Below are 23937 nucleotides of genomic sequence, written 5' to 3' on the forward strand. Positions count from 1 at the left end.
ATGCACCTCAGGCGCAGCTTTTCATGGACAATCCCGACTTGCCGTGGCACCTGAGGCGCGGCCACAGAATGAGCGTGAGATGACGGACCGCACCTTCACCCCAACCCCGGACAACAGCACCGCGTTTCGCGAAGCATTGGGGTGTTTTGGAACCGGGGTCACGGTCGTCACCACCGAAACAGCGCTGGGGCCCCGCGCAATCACGGTCAATTCGTTTTCCTCGGTCTCGCTGACGCCTCCGCTGGTGCTGTGGTGCCTGGCGAAGGATTCGAACCGGTTCGACGCTTTCAAAGACTGCGATCACTATTCGATCCATGTGATGGCTGAGGAACAGCAGGAACAGGCCCTAAAATTCGCGCGCGAGGGTGCGGATTTTTCACATGTCAACTGGGCCGCAGATCACCGTGGTCGCCCTCGTCTGGCGGATTGTCTGGCGCGCTTCGACTGCCAGCTTCATGCCCGGCACGAGGCAGGGGATCATCTGATCATCGTGGGTGAAGTCGAACAGGCCATGTTCCGCACCGGCAAAGGTCTGATCTTCAAACGCGGTCAGTTCGGCGGGTTTGCCGATCTTCTATAAGCCCTATTCGTCCAGCGATCCGTGGACGGCCAGCGCCTCAAGCTGGGTTTCCTGCGGTGTGATGATGCGAAACGCCTCAAGCACCCCGGTTTCAGACAGCTCACGGGCGACCGTCAGCAAGGTATTGGCGGCGTGATCATCGCATAGCTCTGCCATATGCGCGATCTCTTCCTGCGCAACACCCATGGCGGCCTCGACCGATGGGGCTCCGTAAAATTGCACGAAATGTTCCGCCAAATTCCGGGCAATCTGGTCGATCTCAGCCTGTTCAACCTGCGTCACTGCTACAAAGGTCACCCGGCCGAATGTCTCAACCCCCAACCAACCATTCGCAAAGGCCTGGCGGGCTTTACCCTCCAAATCGCCTTCGCCCCAATTCGAAAACTCGAACCCGCCGGAAATGCACCATTCACCCGTTCTCGCCGGAGAATGAAACACATTCATGTCGCTTTCATCGAAATGGATCGCACGGGCCAGTTTCATCATCCGTTCTCCAGTAAGTCAGTCAGCGGGTGCAGGCGGGTGTCTGCACCATTGCGGATAAGCATGCCAAACCGTTCATCAGTGCCCAAAAAAACCCCGATCTCGCCAAAGGGTTCGCCAACACCACGCAGCAGCCCCAACCATTCGCTGTGCAGGGGCGCGTTGCCGTCTTCTTGCCAACGGTTGAGCCATGTCAGCATGTGGCGCGACCAGCTTTCGACCAGCTGGACAGGCTGGACCTCGGCACACCCTTCATCATAGAGCGCTGTGATATCCGGGGTCTGGCCTGGCGCAGTGCTGGTCTGTAGCAAGGCCAGCTCCCAGCCGACAATCAACCAGTCAGGCTCAATCTGAGGGTCTGAAGTCGACGCAGCAACCTGAAACTTGCCGCAGGTCGCACCATTCACACAGATAGGGCCGCCCCAGTCCAGATGAACGGCAACCTCGGGCGGGGCCAGAGCGCCCAGCGCATTCTGAAACCCAACTCCGCAAAGCGGCAACATCACCATGGCGTCCTGCAATGGAACCTCAGGTGCAAATACAATGGCAACGCGCAAACGGTTGGCCTGAATATTGTAGACCACCGTTCCGGCATCACAGCCCAGCGCCGCCATCGCCTGGGCGCGTTCGAACGGGTCTTCCCCGCCCTGAACGGCATGTCCAGTCAGCAACGGAGGAAAGACCGGCTGGGTCATGCATTGCCCTTGGTGATCATGTCGCGGGCAATCTTGCGGAAAGCTTCGGCCTGTGCGCTGTCTGGCTTGCTGACAACGATGGGCGCCCCCCCATCCGCCGCAACCCGGATATCCAGATGCAGCGGAATCTCACCAAGCAGCGGAATGCCCAGCGCCTCGGCCTCAGCGGCGACGCCGCCATGTCCGAACACATGTTCCTCATGCCCGCAGTTGGAACAGATATGGGTCGACATATTCTCGATCATCCCAATAATCGGCGTCTTGAGCTGATTGAACATATCGATCCCTTTGCGCGCGTCGATCAGGGCCACGTCCTGCGGGGTCGACACCACGATGGCCCCGTCCACCTTGAACTTCTGGCTGAGCGTCAGTTGCACATCGCCGGTGCCCGGCGGTAGGTCGACAATCAATACATCCAATGCTCCCCACTGAACCTGCCCCATCATCTGCTGAAGCGCGCCCATCAGCATCGGACCACGCCAGACGACCGCCTGCCCTTCGTTGGTCATCAGTCCCATCGACATCATCGTGACGCCATGATTGCGCAGGGGCAGGATCGTTTTGCCATCCGGGCTGGCCGGGCGGCCAGAGACACCCAGCATCCGAGGCTGTGATGGGCCATAGACATCAGCATCCAACAACCCGACACGCCGCCCTTCTGCAGCCAAAGCACAAGCCAGATTTGCGGATACGGTGGATTTACCGACTCCGCCCTTACCGGATGCAACGGCGATGATCCGATCGACACCCGGAACGGCCTGCGGACCTGTCTGAGATGGTTTCGGCTTGGGCTTCAGTTCAGGCGGGGCCTTTTCGGAATGCGCAGTCATCATGGCGGAAACCTTGTCGACCCCCTCCACCAACTGCGCAGCCTGCTCGGCGGCGGCGCGCACCGGCTCCATCCGCTCTGCCTGTTTCGGATCAATCTCAAGCACAAAGCGCACTGTATCGCCATCGACATTCAACGCGCGGACAACTCCGGCGCTGACGATATCCTGGCCTGAAACCGGATCGGTGATTTTCTTCAGGTTCGCCAGAACCGCGTCACGAACACTCATGCCATTACCCTTTTGGTTTGCCCGGTCGTTGGGATACGTTTCATTGCATGTGTCTCCGTCTTTTTTTCGTTCATTTGACGCATTCGGGCGCAGGCCGATAAGCTGCCTCCATGCGGGTTACCTTCTTTTGCCTGAGCTTGCTGCTCTCTGCTACCCCCTCTTGGTCGCAAGAGGCGCTGGGGCTTGCCGCCCCGGATGAGGTTACAGACTCTGGTCTGTTGCAACATATTCTTCCGCGTTTTTCTCTCAAGACCGGGATACGCGTCGTTGCGGACGATACCGGCGCTATGTCTCTGGGTGGATCACCGCCAGGCGATCCGGTTTTCGCGCGTCACGGGGTCACTTACCACCTGCGCATACTGGACGACACAAAGCAGCTTCGGTTTCGGGACTGGCTGCTGTCTGACATCGGCAAGCGCACCGTTGAGAGTTTCGCGCCCGAAAGCGGCCCGCCCTATTCCGCCAGCTTAACGGTCGAGGCCGCGACCGAGACCGACAAGATCGACGGCGACGCTGTCCTGGGTGCGGAGCTGTCGATGACCCATTGCGGGCGCTGCCATGTGATCGGTCCGCAGAACCAGATGAACGGGCTTGGCTCCACCCCCTCATTCGCTGTGCTGCGGGCGATGCCAGACTGGTCTGATAGGTTTCAGGCCTTCTTTGCCCTGAACCCTCATCCTGCTTTTACGCAGATTGAGGACGTAACCCCGCCCTTTGACCCTCTGCGTCCCTCGCCAATCCACCCGGTCGAGATGACGCTGGAGGAGTTAGAGGCGATTCTGGCCTTTGTCTCGGCCATCGAGGCAGCAGATCTGGGCGCGCCGCTACAGCTTCAATGATCCTTTCTTTTCGAGAAATAGTCCTCGGTCGTGACGACTTTGGGTTTCGGGTTTGACTGAAACGGGTTGTCCTTGTGCTGGAACTGCGCGTTCACACGACAGTTGTCACACATCTGGATCATGCGCGCCTGTTCGGATGTCGCAAACATCGGATGCGTACCAGACAGCTTTTCCATGATACGTTCGACGGTCGATTTGACACCAAAGAGGGCACCGCATTCCACACACGCAAAAGGGTCTTCTTCGTTCAACACGTCCTGAGACAGGGCCGCATCACTTAAATCCAGTTGCGGTACCAGAGTTATCGCATTCTCGGGGCAGATTGTTCGGCATAGGCCACATTGCAGACAGGCATCCTGTTGGAAGTTCAGCTGCGGCATATCCGGGTTGTCGGCCAAAGCGCCTGACGGACAAAGGGACACGCAGCTGAGGCACAATGTACAGGCGTCCGTATCCACCGCGATGGCCCCATAGGGTGCATTCTCGGGCAAGGGCAACGGGGCTGCGGCCTGCGGGTTCAGCGCCTGTGCGGCCAGTCGCGTAATCTGCCTGCGATTTCCCAGCGGCAGAACCGGGTCGGCCAAGGGGGGCGGCACGTCCTGCGCATATAGCAGGTCGGACAGCGCATCGGGATCAGCCTCATCGATCTGTGCCAACCCTGCAGTCCCAGCGATAGCCTGCGCCAGCGCCAGTTCGCGGTCCAAGGCATCCCTTTCGGTTGTTGGGGCCAGCAGCACATCAACCCGCGCAAACCCATGTGCCAGCGCGGCCAGCATCTCGGCATGGCCAAAGCCCGAGATCACGTTCAGCTCCAGCGGGATCACATCCGCTGGAATCCCGCGTCCGAAACGGGCGGACAGGCGGATCATTTCGGCCCCATGCGCGTCATGCACCAACAGTCGGGGTGCTTGCCCGCCTGCACGCCGGTAGGTTCGCGACAGAATGTGCATCCGTGACAGCAGCGCAGAAACGGGCGGATCCTCGTAAGTTATCGCGGTAGATGGGCAAACCGCCGCGCATTCTCCGCACCCCGCGCAAACCATAGGGTCGATGGCTACATGTTCGCCCGCAGGGGTGATCGCCCCCGTCGGGCAGATATCCAGGCAATTCGTACACCCGACCTGTTCGGCACGGGAATGCGCACAGAGGGATTCTTCCAACCGGACATAGAGAGGCTTTTCAAATGTCCCGACCAGTTGCATGGCCTCAAACGCCAGCCGTTCGACAGCGACCGCATCTTTGGGATCAGCTCGCAAATACCCTTCGCGCTTGGCTGGGGCCTGAACCAGAGGCGTGCCGCCGGTCAGATCCACAACCATATCGCATGAGGAGTTCGCCCCATCGCGCGGTTCGGTCCAGCCAAAGGCCCCGCGCCCACCGGGTTCAAGCTGTTGCAACGCATCCAGCTTTATCGAAAACCCGCCCAGCGCACCTTTCACAGTACGAACGCGCCCGCGCACCACATCAAAGCTGCGCGACATGGGGTCCATGTCATCAGTAGCCAAGACCGTCACGGCCAACTGGTCCGACAGGCGTTCTGCCACTTCAAAGCTCAGCGCGCCGGGCCCGACGATGAAACACGTCCCTTCGCTGACCACATCGACACTGGGTGTGATCGGCTGAGGCAACACCGCCTCAGCAGCCAGCGCGGCCATTTTGGGGGCAGCATCCTGCCCTTGTTCAGACCACCCAGCACGATCGCGAAGATCGACAAACCCTGGCACCTCGACACCTAACTCATCGGCCAATGCCAGAAAAACATCCTGCTCTTGTGTACAGGCTATTACGACTTTGCCCTCTTGCAGCGGCTGTGCGACGCTTTCCAGTTCTTTCGTACATAATGCGGTGTGAATTCTGGAGCAGGCGACATCGCAAGCTGACGATAGTTTCTCAGCGTCAATGGTTTGCGTTCCCGCGCAGTCACATAGCAGCAATCTTGTTCCCATAACCTCCCCCGGATGTCCTCCCCAGTCCAAGGTAAGCTTAGAACCTCTGAAGAAAGTAGCAATGCCCGTGGGGGTCGGATCGCCGGAACAAAGCCCGATAAGAGCCGCGAGGACCGTAAACAATCGGTGAAGGGTGCATATTCGACCACCCAAGGACTTGGCAGGAAGCTACTTTGTGTACCATAGTAGACCCTGAGGAAGGCAGGGGAGAGCTTTCCAGGGAGGACTTAGTGGCCAAGGCCGCCAGCCAGATTGAAATGCCAATCGGCGTCGTCGTGCGCAAAACACCCGGGGTTACACGCTGGGCGCAATGGAACTGGCGCGCCGTCGCCGTGCTGCCCGGCGCTGGACCGGCCGATTGGCTGGAGATGCGGCGCGAGGGTGAAGCGGTCGAGTACCACGCGGCCACCCTGCCCCTGACCCTTTGGTCAGATGAGGCCGAAGCCTACATGGTCAACCTGTCGGACGGGCAACCCTCGATCTATCTGGTCCTGCGCGATGCGCTGGATGGAACACAGCCGATGGACGCGGTGCTGGTGACCGCCTCACCCTTCGAAGGACAGGACTACGCCGATACCGGCGAAGAGCTTGTCGAGAAAATCCCAATGACTGATGGGCTGATCGCTTGGGTACGTGATTTCGCACTGGAGCATCATCGCAACGAAGTCTTCGTCAAGCGCCGCCGTGATAAGAAACGCACCGATCTGGTTGAGGACGGCAAAGGGGATGTACGCATCCGGCAGGACTCGGATGTTTTCCGCGCCCCGCGGAGGATTGTGCAATGACAGAAACCCGTGATTTCTGGTCGCGCCGCAAAGCCGCCGTTCAGGCTGAGGCCAAAGCCGAGGTTGTAGCAGCACAAGAACAGGCTTTCGCTGAACAGCGGGGCGAACTGGAAGAAAAGACTGACGCTGAAATTCTGGCGGAATTCAATTTGCCCGACCCTGATCAGTTGCAAGTTGGTGACGACGTCTCGGGCTTTATGGCCAAGGCAGTGCCTGACCGGTTGCGCCGCCGCGCCCTTCGGCAGCTCTGGCGCCTAAACCCGGTTTTGGCCAATGTCGATGGGTTGGTGGATTACGGCGAAGACTATACCGATGCCGCCTGCGTGATCGAAAATATCCAGACCGCCTATCAGGTCGGCAAGGGAATGCTGGCTCATATCGAGGCTTTGGCCGCTCAGGCCGAGGAGGAAGACACCGACCAGATCCCTGAGGTTGAAGAAACCACGCAAGAGCCTGAGTTGCCCGAGGTACCCGAGATGCAATCGCCAGAGCCTGTAGTGATTTCTGAAATCGACGACCCGGAAGAGGCAGAGCTTACGCCTGCCCCACGCCGCATGAAGTTTGAATACGAAGGATAACCGTATGACCGCAAGCAACGCGCAAAACCTAGACGTCTCAGCCGAGGATCGTCTGCGCGCGGATTTCTATAACTTCCTTGGGCTGTTGCTGGCCTCTCCACCGGATCATATTTTGCTGTCTCAGGTGGTCGGTCTGACCGGCGATGACACCGATCTGGGACAGGCCATCAAGGCGATGTCGCGGGTGGCAAAAGTGACAAAACCTGCGGCTGCCGAACGCGAATTCAATGCCCTGTTCATCGGGCTAGGACGCGGAGAACTGCTGCCCTATGCCAGTTTCTACCTGACTGGTTTCCTGAACGAAAAACCGCTGGCGCAACTGCGCAACGACATGGCGGTTCGTCAGATCACACGGGCGCAGAACGTGTTTGAACCCGAAGACAATATCGCCTCGTTGATGGAGATGATGGCGGGCATGATTGTCGGACGCTTTGGCGCGCCCGCCTCATTGGAAGATCAAAAAGCGTTCTGGAACAAACACATCGGCCCCTGGGCCGCACATTTCTATTCAGATTTGGAAGCTGCGGAAAACTCGGTTTTCTATGCCTCGGTCGGCACCGCCGGTCGGGTTTTCATGGAAATCGAGCGTGAAGCCTTTCGAATGACGGCGGGATGATCCCGCCATTCGCCAGCGCCCCAATAGGCGCTAGATCGCAATTGGGAAAGGAGGATCCCATGAGCAAAACCAAGGAAGAAGGCGCCACGCGCCGTGACTTCTTGAAACTGGCCGGAACCGCAGCGCCCGCTGCAGTTGCCGCCGCCAGCCTGAGCGGACAAGCCGAGGCAGCCGAGCTGCCGACGGATGAGACCCGCATGCAGGACACCGCGCATACGCGCGCATATCTGGACAGCGCCCGGTTCTGAACCCCGGACGATGTCACCACCCGACTGACGGTTGCGATTGGCCCTGACGTCGGCACCAACAGTACCAAGCCAGCCATAGCTAACATGGCCAGCAAGGGAGGAAAGAAATGCTTAGGAAAAAGACCAACGGGGTTGCGAGACGCTCCCAGCGGACAAGTATCCTGTCCCAGGTCGGCGAGAAAACCGTCGATCGCCGCGCGTTCCTGCGCGGATCGGGCCTGACGATCGGCGGGTTGGCCGCGATCAGCGCCACGGGTGGAACCGTGACGCCAGCCAGTGCCCAGTCAGCGGCCAATCAAGCCGTCGAAAACATCAAATCCATATGCACGCATTGCTCGGTCGGCTGTACCGTAGTGGCCGAGGTGCAGAACGGCGTCTGGATCGGGCAAGAACCCGGCTGGGACAGCCCTTTCAACCTGGGTGCGCACTGCGCCAAGGGGGCCTCGGTCCGTGAGCACGCCCATGGTGAACGCCGCTTGAAATATCCGATGAAAAAGGAAGGCGGCGAGTGGAAGCGCATCAGCTGGGAAGAGGCGATCAACGAGATCGGCGACGGCATGATGAACATCCGCGAAGAATCCGGACCGGACAGTGTGTACTGGCTTGGTTCCGCGAAACATAACAACGAACAGGCCTATCTTTTCCGCAAGTTCGCCGCCTATTGGGGCACGAACAACGTGGACCATCAGGCCCGTATCTGCCACTCGACCACTGTTGCTGGTGTTGCGAATACATGGGGCTACGGCGCCATGACCAACAGCTACAATGACATCCACAACTCCAAGGCTATCTTCATCATCGGTGGCAACCCGGCTGAGGCACACCCGGTCTCGCTGCTGCATGTTCTGCGCGCAAAAGAGCAGAACAACGCGCCGCTGATCGTTTGCGACCCGCGCTTTACGCGCACCGCCGCGCATGCGGATGAATATGTCCGCTTCCGCCCCGGCTCTGACGTGGCTCTGATCTGGGGTATCCTCTGGCACATCTTCGACAACGGCTGGGAAGACAAGGAGTTCATCCGCACCCGTGTCTGGGGCATGGATCAGATCCGTGAAGAGGTCGCCAACTGGAACCCGGAAGAAACCGAGCGTGTGACCGGCGTACCCGGATCGCAGCTTAAGCGCGTGGCGCGCACCATGGCCAACAACCGTCCTGGCACGGTGATCTGGTGCATGGGCGGCACCCAGCATACCAATGGCAACAACAACACACGCGCCTATTGCGTGCTGCAGCTGGCTTTGGGCAACATGGGAACGTCGGGCGGTGGCACCAACATCTTCCGTGGCCACGACAACGTGCAGGGTGCGACGGACCTTGGTGTTCTGTCCCATACCCTACCCGGCTATTATGGCCTGTCCGCAGGGGCATGGGGCCATTGGGCGCGCGTTTGGGGTGAAGACCCTGAATGGCTGTCCGGCCAGTTCGCCTCGATCAAGGACAAGGAGGGCAAGGATAAACCGCTGCAGAATGAGCGCGGCATCCCGGTCTCTCGTTGGATCGACGGTGTTCTGGAAGACCCCGCCAACATGGATCAGGACAACAATGTCCGCGCCATGGTTCTGTGGGGGCACGCTCCGAACTCGCAAACCCGTGGGCCGGAAATGAAGACGGCGATGGAAAAGCTGGACATGCTGGTCGTGATCGACCCGTATCCCACCGTTTCCGCCGTTCTGCATGATCGGACCGATGGCGTTTACCTGTTGCCCGCCTGTACGCAGTTCGAAACCCGTGGCTCGGTCACGGCCTCGAACCGGTCGTTGCAGTGGCGCGACAAGGTGGTCGAACCACTGTTCGAAAGCCTGCCGGACGAGGTCATCATGGCCAAGTTCGCCAACAAATTCGGCTGGGCAGATCGGTTCTTCCGCAACATCGAGATGGAGGACCCTGAGACCCCGAATGTAGAAAGCATCACGCGTGAGTTCAACTCGGGCCTCTGGACCATCGGCTATACCGGCCAGTCGCCAGAGCGTTTGAAAAGCCACATGGCCAATCAGCACACGTTCGACAGAACCACGCTGCAAGCTATTGGTGGACCAAACGACGGCGAATACTACGGTCTGCCCTGGCCGTGCTGGGGAACGCCAGAGATGGGTCATACAGGGACACCAAACCTCTATGACATGTCCAAACCGGTGGCCGAAGGTGGCCTGACCTTCCGCGCGCGCTTTGGCGTGGAACGTGATGGCGACAACCTGCTGGCGGAAGGGGTCTATAGCGTTGGGTCGGAAATTCAGGACGGATATCCCGAATTCACGATGCAGATGCTAATGGATCTTGGTTGGGACGGCGATCTGACGGCCGAAGAACGTGCGGCCATCGACGCCGTTGCGGGGCCAAAGACCAACTGGAAAACCGACCTGTCAGGCGGCATCCAGAGGGTTGCGATTGCACATGGCTGTGCGCCCTTTGGCAACGCCAAGGCCCGCACCGTGGTCTGGACTTTCCCGGACCCGATCCCGTTGCATCGCGAGCCGCTTTATACCAACCGGCGTGATCTGGTAGAGGATTATCCGACCTATGAGGATCGTCAGTCCTATCGCCTGCCAACCCTGTATGCTTCGATCCAGAAGAACGACTTTTCAAAGGATTACCCGATAATCCTGACGTCTGGTCGTCTGGTCGAATATGAGGGCGGAGGTGAGGAATCCCGGTCGAACCCGTGGCTGGCCGAACTGCAACAGGACATGTTCGTCGAGATCAACCCACGCGATGCCAACAACCTGGGCATTCGCGACGGGGCTCAGGTCTGGGTCGAAGGGCCTGAGGGTGGTAAGGTCAAGGTGATGGCGATGCTGACCAACAGGGTTGGTGCCGGCGTGGCCTTTATGCCATTCCACTTTGGCGGCCATTTCCAGGGTCAGGATCTGCGGGACAAATACCCCTCAGGCGCTGATCCCTATGTGCTGGGAGAAAGTTCGAACACCGCCCAGACCTATGGCTATGATTCAGTAACCCAGATGCAGGAGACCAAAGCGACTCTCTGCAAGATCTCAGCAGCGTAAGGAGGACGACAATGGCTAGAGCAAAGTTTCTCTGCGACGCTGAACGCTGCATCGAATGCAACGCCTGCGTAACCGCGTGTAAGAACGAGCACGAGGTGCCTTGGGGCATCAACCGCCGCAGAGTGGTGACGATCAATGACGGCGACCCGGGCGAACGCTCGATCTCGGTTGCCTGTATGCATTGCTCGGATGCGCCCTGTATGGCGGTGTGCCCGGTTGACTGCTTCTATCAGAACGAAGAAGGGGTCGTCCTGCACTCCAAGGACCTGTGCATTGGCTGCGGCTATTGCTTCTATGCGTGCCCCTTCGGCGCGCCGCAATACCCACAGGCAGGCAACTTCGGATCACGTGGCAAGATGGACAAATGTACCTTCTGCGCCGGTGGCCCCGAGGAAACGCACTCGACCGCAGAGTTCGCCAAATACGGTCGCAACCGGATCGCAGAAGGCAAACTGCCCATCTGCGCCGAGATGTGTTCCACCAAGGCCCTGCTTGCCGGTGACGGCGACGTGGTATCGGCCATCTATCGCGAACGCGTCGTGGCGCGCGGTTTCGGGTCTGGCGCCTGGGGGTGGGGCACAGCCTACGACCAAAAAGACGGCTGATCCTTGGCCAAACCTTCCCCGGCGCGCAAACCGTGTGCCGGGGAGCACTAAGATTTTTCGACGAAAAATCTTTGCCCGCCCAGAAAAGGGCCTACGCCAATGACCGCGTCACGAGGTTCATATGACTTTCCTGCGACTTCTGTTCTGTCTCATTGTTTTGGCTGTTCCTGCCCTTGCTCAGGATGCTCCGGATCGCAATTCGACGGGTGGTGCGACCACGCTCGAGGATATCTTGGCCCGGCAGCGTGGCGAGACGGTCGATAACGGTTATCGCTCAGGTAACACCGGTCAAGGCAACGCCGAAGGTCTGATGGGCCAGTTGGGCACACGTGGCGTTGCGTCTGACAGCGACGTCTATCGCGCTTTGCGGTATGGCTCGGCGGATGTGACCGTTTCGTCGAACGGCCCTGCAGCCAGCGTCTTGATACAGGACGGTGGCATGTGGTGGTTGAATTTCCGAACAGGCCCATTGCGCGATTACGGCACGTATATTCTGGCCGGGATGCTTGGCATTCTGCTGCTGTTCTTCTTGATCCGGGGTAAAATCCGCATTGATGGTGAAAAGACGGGACGCACGGTTACGCGCTTCTCGGGCTTTGAGCGGTTCGGACATTGGCTGTTCGCGGGCTCTTTCCTGATCCTTGGCCTGACCGGTTTGCTGACCCTTTATGGTCGAGACTTTCTGATCCCAATCTTCGGGAAAGAAGGCTTTGCGGCCATAGCGCAGGGCTGCAAATGGCTGCATAACAACCTCGCCTGGGCCTTCATGCTTGGTTTGATCATGGTCACTGTGAACTGGATCGCCCACAACATCCCCAACCGCACCGACCTGAAATGGCTGGCCGCCGGCGGCGGGTTGTTCACGAAAGGCAGCCATCCTCCGGCCAAAAAATTCAACGCGGGTCAAAAGATCATCTTCTGGGCCTGTATCCTGCTGGGCGTATCGATCAGCCTGTCTGGCCTGTCTCTGCTGTTCCCGTTTGAGATGCCGCTGTTTGCTAAGACCTTCTCAATCGCAAATGCCACCGGCATTCCGCAGATGTTGGGTATGAACCTTCCGGTGCAGATGTCCCCCCAGGAAGAGATGCAATATGCTCAGGTTTGGCACGTGATGGTCGCCTATGTCTTCATCGCCATCATCATCGCGCATATCTACCTGGGCTCGGTGGGGATGGAGGGCGCTTTCGACGCGATGGGCACCGGCGAGGTCGAGGAACAATGGGCGCGTGAGCACCACTCGCTTTGGCTCGAAGAGGTACAGGAAAAAGAGGCCAATAAGGCAGCGGCCTCGCCTGCGGAATAGATGCGCGGTCTAATCCTTGCACTGGTATTGACCCCCCTGCCCGCAATGGCCGAGTTCTTTACGCTCAAAGGTCATGGAGGACCGATCATGGGGATTGCCGCCGCGCCGGACGGCCGGATTGCGACGGCCAGCTTCGACAACTCCGTCGGCCTGTGGTCAGACCGCACGCCGCAATGGCTTGAAGGGCACGAGGCTGCCGTGAACAGCGTCGCCTTTGGCGACACAGCGATCTATTCTGCTGGTGACGACTTTACCCTGCGCCGGTGGCCGGATGGCCAAATCCTCGGGCGGCACAAAGGCAAGATCGTCGATATTGCTGTTTCAGACTCCTACATCGCCACTGCCAGTTGGGACGGCACGATAGGGGTTTGGCCGCTTGACGGGTCAAAGCCAAGGATATTGGGGCCCACAGGCAGCGGTGTGAATGCTGTTGTGTTCACACCAAACGGAGATGCGCTGTATACCGGCGGGGTTGATGGGGCGGTTCGTCTTTGGGATGTCGCAACCGGTCAGGAAAAACTGCGACTGGTTGATAACGGGTTCGGCATCAACGAACTGGTCCTGAACCCCCATGAAAACTGGATTGCCTATGGGGCCGTCGATGGCGTCACGCGCATTCGTGATCTGATTACAGGCGACGAGCATGATTTCACCCTGGACCGCCGTCCAATCCTTGCGCTGGCTCTCAGCCCGGACCGCCGCCTGCTGGCGGTGGGGGATGGTGAGGGTCATATCATGTTGGTCGATACGATCGAATGGCGTATCGCTCAGGATTTCCGGGCCACACTCCGCGGCCCGGTCTGGGCGCTGGCCTTCTCAACCGATGGTAAAAACATCTATGCAGGTGGTATAGATGAGGCGATGTATAGCTGGCCGGTATCTGACCTAAATGATCAACAGCGGATGGCCGCGACTGAACCAAATTTTCTGAAGAACCCTGACCAGATGGATAATGGCGAACGCCAATTCGTGCGCAAATGCTCGATCTGTCACAGCCTGACGGCGGACGGGCACAGACGTGCTGGACCTACGCTCTCTGGTGTGTTTGGTCGCCGGGCGGGCAGCTTACCGGGATATTTCTACTCGGACACGCTGCAAGACTCTGATATCATTTGGAATGACGAGACGATAAATGCCCTTTTCGACCAAGGACCAGACCATTACATTCCGGGATCGAAGATGCCCATGCAACGGATTACACAAGCGGATGACCGCAAAGATTTGATCGCCTTTCTGCGCCGCGTCACGGCACCGGAAAACTGAACCGGAGGTAAATATGAAAGCCTTTCTAGCCGCAGTTGCCACGATGGCTGTAATTGCCGTCGCTGCGCCGTTTGCCTTAGGCCAATTCGGATTCAGCGCGGCGAATGTCAGCGCGGGTTCGGCCGTGCGCCTCGACTGAATGTCAGAATACCTGACCACCAAAGAACTGGCGGACCTGCTGCGCATTGGCGAGCGTAAAGCCTATGACCTTGCCTCATCCGGCGAGGTCCCCTGTGTCCGTGCCATGGGCAAACTCTTGTTTCCAAGGGCCGAAGTCATTGCCTGGCTGAACGCATCGCGCAGCGGACCGCAGGTCGCAGAACCGTCGCTGCCGCCAATCGTGGCGGGCAGTCATGATCCGCTGTTGGATTGGGCTCTGCGGGAAAGCGGGTCAGGCCTGGCAACTTATTATGACGGCTCATTTGACGGCTTGAATCGCCTGAAAGAACGATCAGCGCAGGCTGCGGCGCTGCATATCCACGAGACAGACGGATTCAACACGCAATCTCTGCAGGACCATCTGGGAGAGGCACCCGTCATTCTGTTCGAACTAGCAAAACGCCAGCGTGGGCTACTGATGGCCCCCGGTGTGACTGGGATATCGGACTTTTCTGACCTCAGGGGCCGTCGCATTCTTCTTCGTCAGGACAGTGCCGCCAGTCAACGGTTGTTCGACACGCAACTGCAGGCGCACGGCCTGAACCGAGACGATCTGGATACCCTGCCGACCTGCGCACGTACCGAAGAAGAGCTGGCCATAGCCCTGCATGACAATAAAGCCGATGCCGGATTCGGCCTGGGTGCGCTTGCGGGGCTGTACAATCTGGGCTTTGCCCCGACCCATACCGAACGCCTGGACCTTGCCATCTGGAGACGCGCCTATTTCGATGGCCCGATGCTTCGGTTGCTCGGCTTTGTGCAATCCGACCGCTTTGCCACCCGGGCAGAAGAATTCGGCGGGTATGACTTGTCGGATCTGGGAACCATCCATCACAATGGAGCCAGCGGCTGACCCTAGTGGGCGTTGGGAAAGAACAGCTGCTGGCCGTCGAGCGTGTAAGATGCGATGGCCGCCTGCCCTTCGGGCCCGGTCAACCAGTCAATAAAGCGCTGCCCCGAGGCCGCCCGCACTTTGGGATGCTTGTCAGGGTTCACAAGAATAACCCCATATTGATTAAACAGGCGCGGATCGCCCTCAACCATAACCTCTAGGTTTCCCTTATTGCCAAAGCTCTGCCAGGTCGCCCGGTCTGTCAGCGCATAGGCCCCCATCCCGCTGGCCACATTCAGCGTTGCCCCCATCCCGGATCCGGTTTCCCGGTACCAAGTGCCCGAAGCGTCGGTCGGGTCAATACCGGAGGTGGCCCAATGGCCCAGTTCCGCCTTATGCGTCCCGCTGTCATCCCCGCGTGAGGCGAAGGGCGCCTTGGCTTTAGCCACGGCGGTCAGCGCCGCGACAATGTCAGTCCCACCTTTCACTCTGGCGGGATCGGATTTTGGCCCCACAAGGACAAAATCGTTGTACATCACGTCCGACCGCTCAACACCCCAACCATCTGCCACAATCTTCTCTTCGGCAGGTTTAGCGTGAACCAGTAAGACGTCCCCGTCACCATTTATCGCATTGCGGATCGCCTGCCCTGTACCAACGGCCACTACGCGGACATCAATCCCGCTTTCGGCCTCAAAGCCTGGCAGGATATGGTCAAACAAGCCCGAATTCTGCGTCGACGTGGTTGATTGGACTACAATAAATGGCGTTTCGGCCAATGCGGCTGTAGTGTTCAGGCCAAGCGCGATTACTGCAGCCCCGACGAATTTGCGGATCATTTGAACTCCATACTCTGATTAGGTTACCAGACCACCGGCAACAAACCGGCGCGCGGCGTCACTTGTCGGGGCATCCAGAACTTGTTTGGCAGCACCGTGTTCGACCACGTGCCCGGCCTGCATCATGACGATATCCGCAGCCAGACGGCGTGCCTGACCGATATCGTGGGATACCATGACAATGCGTACCCCTCGGTTCGAAGCGCGCAAGATCATCCGTTCGATCATCTGCGTAGCACCGGGATCAAGCGAACTGGTTGGTTCGTCCAGGAACAAAGTCTCCGGGTCCAGCGCCAGCGCGCGCAGAATGGCCAGCCGTTGCGCCTCGCCCCCGGACAGCGATCTGGCGGACTGGCGTGCCTTACCCTCTAGCCCACCTTCGGCCAGCAATTCGTCGATCCGGGATTTGCGAATTGCACGGGACATGCCCTGACGCTTTAGCACAAAATCAAGATTGGCTGACACGGACCGGCGCAACAGAACCGGTCTTTGAAACACCATCGCCTGTCGTGATTTGTGATACGCATTCAGGGCAATCCCGTCCTGCTGAACCCTGCCGCTATCCGGGACGATAAGCCCGTGCAAACAGCGCAAAAGCAGGCTCTTGCCCGCTCCGTTCGGCCCAAGGATCAAAGTTGGTCCCAGCCCCATCAGGGATAACTCTGGCACTTGAAGCAGTGTCTTTCCCTTGCGGGAAATCTGTAAACTGTGAACAGAAAGACATTTCACCATCTCGGGCACCAGATCACGCATGGCGCAACCCTTCCTTCTCGGCCCGCAGGCTAAGCGTGCTGACCATGGCGTTTACTGCGATGGCTATGGCAATCAGGATCGCCCCAAGCGCAAGCGCCAAGGCCAAATTACCCTTGGACGTTTCAAGGGCGATTGTCGTCGTCATCACCCGCGTGACGTGATTGATATTGCCGCCAACGATAATAACCGCTCCAACTTCGGCAATCGCACGGCCAAACCCCGCCAGAAATGCCGTAACAAGAGACAGCCGCGCATCCCACAATAGCACCGGAATCGATGCCATCCGCGACAGGCCGAGTGAGCGGAGTTGCTCGGAATATTCCTCGGCCAGCATTTCGACCACTTGACGTGTCAGTGCGGCAACGATCGGGGTCACCAGAACGACCTGAGCAATAATCATCGCCGTCGGTGTGTAGAGCAATTCAAGGACCCCCAACGGGCCGGAACGCGACAGCATCAGATAGACCAGCAAACCAACCACAACCGGGGGCAAGCCCATCAAGGCATTCATCAAGACGATCAGAATCCGCCGCCCTGGAAAACGCGCAACGGCCAAAGCCGCGCCCATGGGCATCCCGATAACGGCAGAAATCAGAACGGCAAAAACAGAGACTTTCAGGGACAACAGAACAATCGCCCACAGCTCCGGATCCCAATGAAGGATCAAAGCAAGCGCCGACCTGAATTCTGTTGTAAAATCCTGCATTATCTACCTGATATCTCCCATGTTGAACAGTTTGCTATAATTTACAGGTAATTACTATGACAAACGCCATACAAGTTCAGTCACATTTTCGACGCTTCCAACAAAAAACGCGGCCCCATTTGGGACCGCGCCATATTCCATCGTGAACCTGACTCAGTTCAGTGCTGCATCCGAAATCTGATGCGTCCAGGCACCTTCGGGTTGTTTTGTGATAACGGGATCAGAACCACCGGCAAGCAGCGTCCCTACAGTGCGCTCAAAATCCGCCGGATCAAGCGATCCGTTTGAGCCCGCAGTCAGCTTGGCAATCTCACCCATCATACGTTTCTGATGCGCTTCGGTCTGGGCGCCAGTCGCGTCATTTTCAAGCACGATATCGGCCGCTTCATCTGGGTTCTCCTCGGCATATTTCCACCCCTTCATCGACGCCCGCACGAAACGTTCCATCTTGTCGACAAATGCCGCGTCGTTCAGGTTCTCTTCAAGAACGTACAGGCCGTCTTCCAGCGTCGCGACGCCCTGATCTTCGTATTTGAATGTGACCAGTTCGTCGGGGCTGACGCCGGAATCTATGACCTGCCAGTATTCGTTATAGGTCATGGTGCTGATGCAATCAGCCTGACGCTGCAGCAGCGGGTCGACATTAAAGCCCTGCTTCAAAACCTCGACGCCATTTTCGCTCTTGCCACCGGTATCAATGCCCAGCTGGCTCATCCAGCTCATGAAGGGGAATTCGTTGCCAAAGAACCAGACGCCCAGTGTCCGGTTCTTAAGGTCTTCTGGTGCGGAAATACCGGCATCTTTCCAGCAGGTCAGCATCATACCCGAGCTTTTGAAAGGCTGGGCAATATTCACCAGCGGCAGGCCCTTTTCGCGCGCGGCCAACGCAGCTGGCATCCACTCGACCGTCACGTCAGCGCCGCCACCGGCAATGACCTGTGTCGGCGCTATGTCCGGGCCGCCTGGCAGAATGGTGACATCAAGACCTTCTTCTTCGTAGAACCCTTTGTCTTTGGCTACGTAATAACCTGCGAACTGAGCTTGCGTGACCCATTTCAACTGCAATGTCACCTCATCCGCTGACCAGGCTGCACTGGCGGCCAGGCTAAAGGCGGCAACCGCCCCGCTGAGTATCTTTTTCATCTTCATATCTCCTAGTTTCAGTTGGCGCCCCATTTTTCATTTTTGGGGTCTGTTGAATTTTTATCCGCGCTGCGATGGGTGCCAGAAGGTCACCGCCTTTTCGATCATGGCCACCAGACCATAAAATGATGTCCCGGCCAAAGCCGCCACTACGATCTCGGCCCAGACCATATCCAGTGAGAGCTGCCCCACGCTGGTTGATATCCGAAAACCCATGCCAAGCGTCGGTGAGCCAAAGAACTCGGCCACGATAGCGCCGATCAATGCAAGGGTGGTGGATATCTTGAGACCATTGAAAACAAATGGCATCGCGGCAGGCAAGCGCAGCTTCAGAAAGCTTTGCCAATAGGTGGCGGCATAGGTCTCCATCAGGTCGCGCTGCATTGCTGTCGCCTCGCGCAGCCCGGCGACGGTGTTCACCAGCATTGGGAAAAAGACCATCACGACAACCACCGCCGCTTTGGAGTGCCAGTCGAACCCGAACCACATGACCAGAATCGGCGCGGTGCCAACAATCGGCAGAGCGGCCACGAAGTTGCCCACGGGCAAAAGCCCGAGGCGCAGAAAATCCCACCGGTCCACTGCAATCGCCATCAGGAAGGCGGCTCCACAGCCGATGATGTAACCGCTCAGCGCGCCCTTGATGATGGTTTGCACGAAATCCATCCAAAGCGTTGGCAAACTGTCCCAGAACCGAATCCAGATAACCGATGGAGCGGGCAGAATGACCAAAGACACCTCAAGGCCGCGCACTAAAAGCTCCCAGATGATGATGATAGTCAGACCAAAGATCAGCGGAGCCAGAAACCGGACCATCCGCGTATCAGCATAAGGCCCGCTGGCCAAGCGGCTGTTCAACCACCATCCCAACAGCCACACACCGAGTGCGCCCAGAATTGGTATCATTGCGCAATCCCCATCCGTTTCAGGACCGACTTTTCAATCAGCCCCAGAAGCCCCACAAGACAGGCCGCAAGAATCGCCGCCGCAAACAGGGCCGACCAGATTTGCACGGTCTGACCATAATAGCTGCCTGCCAGCAGGCGCGCGCCCAGTCCCGCAACTGCCCCGGTGGGCAATTCACCCACGATGGCCCCTACCAATGAAGCCGCAATGCCTATCTTCAGCGATGTGAACAGATACGGCATCGAGGCCGGCAAACGCAGTTTCCAGAACCCCTGCGCGTGGCTCGCGCTATAGGTACGCAGCAAATCCAGTTGCATCGCATCCGGGCTGCGCAAACCTTTGACCATGCCCACCACGACAGGAAAAAAGCTGAGATAGGCCGATATGACTGCCTTGGGGATGATCCCCTGCACGCCAACGGAATAGAGGACCACAATGATCATCGGGGCCAGAGCGATGATCGGGATGGTCTGGCTGACTATCGCCCAGGGCATGACCGACAGGTCCATGACCCGGCTATGTACGATCCCAACAGCCAGCAGAATTCCCAGACCGGTGCCAATGGCAAAACCCAATATCGTCGCACTCAGCGTCACCCAGCCGTGATAAACCAGCGAGCGCTTTGAGGTGATTTTCTTCTGAACTGTTGTCTTCCATATCTCAACGGCCACCTGATGCGGAGCGGGCAACCGAGGACGATCCTGTTCCCACGTGGCTGGAATGGCAAAGCTATTGTCCAGAACCAGGCTGAATTCGGACAGATCGCGACGATCTTTTGCCGAGGGTGGCTGAACTGTGGCCCCGGCCCGTTCTTGTTCGGTCAGAACGCCTTTGATATTCATCGGAATACAAGCGGCGTACCAAAAGGCTACTATGACGGCCAGTACCGTCAATACAGCCCAGAATGCCTTGAACCCGCTGCTATTCATCCGAATGCCCCGCGCGCAACCCTTCTCGCACCCTATGGGCAACTTCGATGAATTCCGGCGTGTCGCGAATATCGAGCGGCCGCTCTTTCGGCAACGGACTGTCGATCACGTCAGTGATCCGTCCGGGCCGAGGGCTCATTACAACGATCTTGGTGCTCAGATAGACGGCCTCAGGGATGGAATGGGTGACAAACCCAATGGTCTTTTCAGTCCGCGCCCAAAGTGCCAGAAGCTGCTCGTTCAGGTGATCGCGGACAATCTCATCCAACGCGCCAAAAGGTTCGTCCATAAGCAGGATATCCGCATCAAAGGCCAGCGCCCGTGCAATGCTGGCCCGTTGCTGCATTCCCCCCGACAACTGCCAAGGAAACTTTCCACCAAACCCTTCAAGATCAACAAGTTCCAAAACCTTTTTTACGCGTTCTTCCTGCTCGGCAGCTGTAAACCCCATGATTTCAAGCGGGAGCTTGATGTTCTTGGAAATGGTGCGCCAAGGGTACAGACCCGCGGCCTGAAATACATAACCATAGGCCCGTTTCCGCCGCGCCTCATCCGGGGTCATACCGTTGACGGTCAATGTCCCGCCAGTCGGTGTTTCCAACGCAGCGATGCACCGCAAAAAGGTGGTCTTACCACAGCCGGAGGGTCCGATGAAGCTGACGAATTCTCCCTTTTCGATGGTCAGGTTCACATCCTTCAAAGCGTGGACCGGCCCGTCATTGGTCTGAAAGGTCAGATCCAGTTGCCGCGCCTCGATTACAGGCGGTGCAGCGGTTTCAATATTCATTCCATCCCCTTGAACTTAAACCGTAATAAGACGTGATATCTGCCACATATTCTGTCATACACCGGTTGCTGGAATACCGGTGCGCACCACCGGTCGCGGCGCTGTCAGCTCTTTCCAAGTACTCAGCGCCTTGTTGACGGTAGTATTGGCCTCGCGTTCAACAAATTGGCCATGGCCTTCCTGAGTCCTGATCTCTCCGTCATGCACTGCAACCTGCCCACGGGTCAGAGTAAAGCGCGGCAAGCCTTTGACCTCTTTGCCCTCAAACACGTTGTAGTCGATCGAAGATTGCTGCGATTTCGCGCTGATCGTCTTGCCTTTCTCAGGATCCCACACCACCAAATCGGCATCGGCACCTACAAGAACTGCGCCCTTTTTTGGATAACAATTCAATATCTTGGCGATGTTTGTTGAAGTAACTGCCACAAATTCATTTGGCGTCAGCCGACCAGTATTCACCCCATGAGTCCACAGCATCGGCATCCGGTCTTCCAACCCTCCGGTACCGTTCGGGATCTTGGTGAAATCCCCCACGCCAAAGCGTTTCTGATCCGTCGTAAAGGCGCAATGGTCGGTGGCCACGACACTCAACGAACCAGATTGTAATCCGTTCCACAGGCTATCCTGATGCTGCTTGTTTCGGAACGGAGGGCTCATGACCCGCCGCGCCGCGTGGTCCCAATCCTGGTTGAAATACTCGCTCTCATCCAAGGTCAGATGCTGGATCAAAGGTTCCCCCCACACCCGCTTGCCCTGCATCTTGGCACGCCGAATGGCCTCATGCGCCTCTTCGCACGAAGTGTGCACCACATACAGCGGCACTCCGGCCATATCCGCGATCATGATCGCGCGGTTGGTCGCTTCGCCCTCGACCTGCGGCGGACGGGAATAGGCATGTGCCTCGGGACCTGTATTGCCTTCGGCCAACAGCTTGGCGCTGAGCTCGGCAACAACATCGCCATTCTCGGCATGCACCATGGCCGTTCCACCCAGCTCAGCAAGACGCTTGAACGAAGCATACATTTCATCGTCATTGACCATCAACGCGCCCTTATAGGCCATGAAATGCTTGAACGTGTTGATGCCGCGTGTCTCGATCACCGTCTTGAGGTCATCAAACACCTGCTCGCCCCACCAGGTCACCGCCATGTGGAAAGAATAGTCGCAATTTGCACGTGTCGACTTGTTATCCCAGCGCTTGAGCGCATCCAACAGGCTTTCACCTGGGTTGGGCAGAGCGAAATCAACCACCATCGTGGTTCCTCCGGCCAATGCCGCCCGGGTTCCGCTCTCAAAATCATCGCTGGAATAGGTGCCCATGAACGGCATTTCCAAATGCGTATGCGGGTCGATCCCGCCAGGCATCACATAGCAGCCTGTCGCATCCAGTTCCGTATCACCTTTTAGGTCCGGCCCAATCTCGGTGATCACCCCATGCTCGACCCTCACATCCGCATGGTAAGACAAATCCGCGGTTATGACGGTCCCGTTCTTGATAACAGTGCTCATATCAATCTCCCTGATGCGGTCTGCGCCGCTTGCTTCATCTGGCTACAAATACCTCGGGGGGAGTCGCCCAACGGGCGACGGGGCAGAGCCCCCTATTCCACAATTCCAGCCGTCTCTACGACCGCATGAAACAGAACATCCGCCCCGGCGGCAGCCCAATCCTTGCTGATTTCTTCAGCTTCGTTATGGCTTAGCCCATCCACACAAGGGCACATCACCATCGCTGTTGGTGCAACCCGGTTGATCCAGCAGGCATCATGACCGGCGCCCGAAATGATATCTGTATGAGAATAACCCAACCGTTCAGCCGCATCGCGCACGGCTGCCACGCAGCCTTCATCAAATTGCACCGGATCAAATCCGCCGACCTTCTCAAACTCGATCTGTAGGCCCATCTCATCCACGATATCTTCGGCCGCTACGCGCAGACGATTTTCCATATCGGTGATCACGTCCAGATCGGGCGAACGGAGATCGACAGTAAACACAACTTTCCCCGGGATCACGTTACGCGAATTCGGAAACACATCAATATGCCCCGCCGCACCCACCGCGTGGGGCGCATGGGACCAAGCAATCTCGTCAACCTTTTCAAGGATACGCGCCATCGCCAATCCGGCATTCTTGCGCATCGGCATCGGCGTAGACCCGGTATGGGCGTCCTTTCCGGTAACTGTAATCTGGGTCCAGCTGAGACCCTGACCATGGGTGACAACGCCGATATCCTTCCCCTCGGCCTCAAGAATGGGGCCCTGTTCGATATGCAGCTCAAAAAAGGCGTGCATCTTTCGGGCGCCAACCTCTTCGTCACCGCGCCAGCCAATGCGGCTCAGCTCATCTCCGAACTTCTTAGCTTCGGCATCCTCACGGTCATAAGCCCAATCCTGCGTATGCATCCCGGCAAAAACCCCCGAGGACAGCATCGCAGGTGCATAGCGCGTGCCTTCTTCATTCGTCCAGTTGGTCGCGACGATTGGATGTTTGGTCTTGATCCCCAAATCATTGAGCGTGCGGATGATTTCCAACCCGCCCAATACACCCAGAACACCGTCATATTTGCCGCCTGTCGGCTGCGTATCCAGATGTGAACCCACATAGACCGGCAATGCCTCGGGGTCCGTGCCCTCTCGATGCGCAAACATATTGCCCATTTGGTCCAGCCCCATGGTGCACCCGGCCTCTTTGCACCATTTCTGAAACAGCGCGCGGCCTGCCGCATCTTCATCCGTCAGGGTCTGACGATTATTGCCCCCCGCAACACCCGGGCCAATCTTGGCCATCTCCATCAGGCTGTCCCACAACCTGTCGCCATTGATCCTGAGGTTCTGCGCCGGAGCTGCCATCCTAGTCTTCCCTGTTGCTTGCGATTTGCT

The 23937-nt window shown here is 58.0% G+C and carries 25 protein-coding genes; 12 read left to right on the forward strand and 13 right to left on the reverse strand.

Annotated elements, in window-relative coordinates:
- The first annotated feature begins 79 nt into the window (after window positions 1-79).
- On the forward strand, window positions 80-580 hold the full coding sequence (locus FN806_RS04250; RefSeq protein ID WP_142634340.1) for a flavin reductase family protein: 501 nt from the start codon (window positions 80-82) through the stop codon (window positions 578-580).
- A gap of 3 nt (window positions 581-583) precedes the next feature.
- On the opposite strand, the gene FN806_RS04255 is transcribed toward FN806_RS04250, so the two are convergent.
- Genes FN806_RS04255 through FN806_RS04265 form a run of 3 tightly spaced genes read right to left on the reverse strand, consistent with a single transcriptional unit; the run spans window position 584 to window position 2816 of the window.
- Window positions 584-1063 (reverse strand): DUF6505 family protein, encoded by a 480-nt coding sequence (locus tag FN806_RS04255; protein ID WP_142634342.1) that lies wholly within the window; start codon window positions 1061-1063, stop codon window positions 584-586.
- Entirely contained in the window at window positions 1063-1758 is a 696-nt protein-coding gene (locus tag FN806_RS04260; RefSeq protein WP_142634345.1) for a biotin/lipoate--protein ligase family protein, read from the reverse strand. The genes FN806_RS04255 and FN806_RS04260 overlap by 1 nt, the downstream gene beginning before the upstream one ends.
- On the reverse strand, window positions 1755-2816 hold the full coding sequence (locus FN806_RS04265) for an Mrp/NBP35 family ATP-binding protein (RefSeq protein ID WP_142634347.1): 1062 nt from the start codon (window positions 2814-2816) through the stop codon (window positions 1755-1757). Before FN806_RS04265 ends, FN806_RS04260 begins: the two co-directional genes overlap by 4 nt.
- A 110-nt stretch (window positions 2817-2926) precedes the next feature.
- Here FN806_RS04265 and FN806_RS04270 point away from each other — a divergent pair, with 110 nt between their 5' ends.
- Complete coding sequence (locus FN806_RS04270; RefSeq protein WP_142634349.1) at window positions 2927-3655, forward strand: c-type cytochrome; 729 nt, start codon at window positions 2927-2929, stop codon at window positions 3653-3655.
- Here the strand turns inward: FN806_RS04270 and FN806_RS04275 are convergent.
- Complete coding sequence (locus FN806_RS04275; protein ID WP_142634351.1) at window positions 3649-5601, reverse strand: 4Fe-4S binding protein; 1953 nt, start codon at window positions 5599-5601, stop codon at window positions 3649-3651. The two genes, FN806_RS04270 and FN806_RS04275, sit on opposite strands and share 7 nt — an antisense overlap.
- 230 nt (window positions 5602-5831) lie before the next feature.
- Between FN806_RS04275 and FN806_RS04280 the strand changes: the two genes are divergently transcribed.
- The 10 genes from FN806_RS04280 (at window position 5832) to FN806_RS04320 (ending at window position 15013) form a co-directional block, all read left to right on the forward strand.
- Window positions 5832-6386, forward strand: a complete 555-nt coding sequence (locus tag FN806_RS04280; protein WP_142634353.1) for a DUF3305 domain-containing protein — start codon at window positions 5832-5834, stop codon at window positions 6384-6386.
- Window positions 6383-6964, forward strand: a complete 582-nt coding sequence (locus FN806_RS04285) for a DUF3306 domain-containing protein (protein WP_142634355.1) — start codon at window positions 6383-6385, stop codon at window positions 6962-6964. Before FN806_RS04280 ends, FN806_RS04285 begins: the two co-directional genes overlap by 4 nt.
- A 4-nt stretch (window positions 6965-6968) precedes the next feature.
- Window positions 6969-7580, forward strand: a complete 612-nt coding sequence (locus FN806_RS04290; protein WP_142634357.1) for a TorD/DmsD family molecular chaperone — start codon at window positions 6969-6971, stop codon at window positions 7578-7580.
- A gap of 59 nt (window positions 7581-7639) precedes the next feature.
- Complete coding sequence (locus tag FN806_RS04295; RefSeq protein ID WP_142634359.1) at window positions 7640-7828, forward strand: ubiquinol-cytochrome c reductase iron-sulfur subunit N-terminal domain-containing protein; 189 nt, start codon at window positions 7640-7642, stop codon at window positions 7826-7828.
- Between the two features lie 107 nt (window positions 7829-7935).
- The gene (locus tag FN806_RS04300; RefSeq protein ID WP_142634361.1) at window positions 7936-10830 is read left to right on the forward strand and encodes a formate dehydrogenase subunit alpha; all 2895 of its coding nucleotides are present in this window, start codon (window positions 7936-7938) and stop codon (window positions 10828-10830) included.
- An 11-nt stretch (window positions 10831-10841) separates the two neighbouring features.
- Window positions 10842-11435 (forward strand): formate dehydrogenase FDH3 subunit beta, encoded by a 594-nt coding sequence (gene fdh3B / locus FN806_RS04305; RefSeq protein WP_085821701.1) that lies wholly within the window; start codon window positions 10842-10844, stop codon window positions 11433-11435.
- Window positions 11436-11556: 121 nt separating this feature from the next.
- Window positions 11557-12738, forward strand: a complete 1182-nt coding sequence (locus FN806_RS04310; RefSeq protein ID WP_142634363.1) for a formate dehydrogenase subunit gamma — start codon at window positions 11557-11559, stop codon at window positions 12736-12738.
- Complete coding sequence (locus FN806_RS04315) at window positions 12739-14001, forward strand: c-type cytochrome (protein ID WP_142634365.1); 1263 nt, start codon at window positions 12739-12741, stop codon at window positions 13999-14001.
- Window positions 14002-14014: 13 nt separating this feature from the next.
- On the forward strand, window positions 14015-14140 hold the full coding sequence (locus FN806_RS20725) for a hypothetical protein (RefSeq protein ID WP_281286232.1): 126 nt from the start codon (window positions 14015-14017) through the stop codon (window positions 14138-14140).
- Window positions 14141-15013, forward strand: a complete 873-nt coding sequence (locus tag FN806_RS04320) for a helix-turn-helix transcriptional regulator (protein ID WP_142634368.1) — start codon at window positions 14141-14143, stop codon at window positions 15011-15013.
- A 2-nt stretch (window positions 15014-15015) separates the two neighbouring features.
- Here the strand turns inward: FN806_RS04320 and FN806_RS04325 are convergent, their stop codons facing one another.
- From FN806_RS04325 to FN806_RS04365, 9 genes are all read right to left on the reverse strand, one after another.
- Window positions 15016-15831 carry an ABC transporter substrate-binding protein gene (locus tag FN806_RS04325; RefSeq protein ID WP_142634370.1) on the reverse strand — a complete coding sequence of 272 codons (816 nt, stop codon included), beginning with the start codon at window positions 15829-15831 and terminating at the stop codon, window positions 15016-15018.
- An 18-nt stretch (window positions 15832-15849) separates the two neighbouring features.
- Window positions 15850-16584 carry an ATP-binding cassette domain-containing protein gene (locus FN806_RS04330; protein WP_142634372.1) on the reverse strand — a complete coding sequence of 245 codons (735 nt, stop codon included), beginning with the start codon at window positions 16582-16584 and terminating at the stop codon, window positions 15850-15852.
- The gene (locus FN806_RS04335; RefSeq protein ID WP_142634374.1) at window positions 16577-17290 is read right to left on the reverse strand and encodes an ABC transporter permease; all 714 of its coding nucleotides are present in this window, start codon (window positions 17288-17290) and stop codon (window positions 16577-16579) included. The genes FN806_RS04330 and FN806_RS04335 overlap by 8 nt, the downstream gene beginning before the upstream one ends.
- Window positions 17291-17443: 153 nt before the next feature.
- Complete coding sequence (locus FN806_RS04340; protein WP_142634376.1) at window positions 17444-18433, reverse strand: ABC transporter substrate-binding protein; 990 nt, start codon at window positions 18431-18433, stop codon at window positions 17444-17446.
- Between the two features lie 60 nt (window positions 18434-18493).
- A complete protein-coding gene (locus FN806_RS04345) occupies window positions 18494-19339 on the reverse strand; it encodes an ABC transporter permease (RefSeq protein ID WP_142634378.1) in 846 nt (281 codons plus the stop codon).
- The gene (locus tag FN806_RS04350) at window positions 19336-20268 is read right to left on the reverse strand and encodes an ABC transporter permease (RefSeq protein WP_142634380.1); all 933 of its coding nucleotides are present in this window, start codon (window positions 20266-20268) and stop codon (window positions 19336-19338) included. Before FN806_RS04350 ends, FN806_RS04345 begins: the two co-directional genes overlap by 4 nt.
- Window positions 20261-21055 (reverse strand): ABC transporter ATP-binding protein, encoded by a 795-nt coding sequence (locus FN806_RS04355; protein ID WP_142634382.1) that lies wholly within the window; start codon window positions 21053-21055, stop codon window positions 20261-20263. The genes FN806_RS04350 and FN806_RS04355 overlap by 8 nt, the downstream gene beginning before the upstream one ends.
- A gap of 54 nt (window positions 21056-21109) precedes the next feature.
- Window positions 21110-22564: a dihydropyrimidinase gene (hydA, locus tag FN806_RS04360; RefSeq protein WP_142634384.1), complete on the reverse strand. Its 1455-nt coding sequence runs from the start codon at window positions 22562-22564 to the stop codon at window positions 21110-21112.
- Between the two features lie 92 nt (window positions 22565-22656).
- Entirely contained in the window at window positions 22657-23907 is a 1251-nt protein-coding gene (locus FN806_RS04365) for a Zn-dependent hydrolase (RefSeq protein WP_142634386.1), read from the reverse strand.
- Between the last annotated feature and the right edge of the window lie 30 nt (window positions 23908-23937).

Origin of the sequence: Ruegeria faecimaris, assembly GCF_900182615.1 — a bacterium.
GTDB classification, from domain to species: Bacteria; Pseudomonadota; Alphaproteobacteria; order Rhodobacterales; family Rhodobacteraceae; genus Ruegeria; species Ruegeria faecimaris.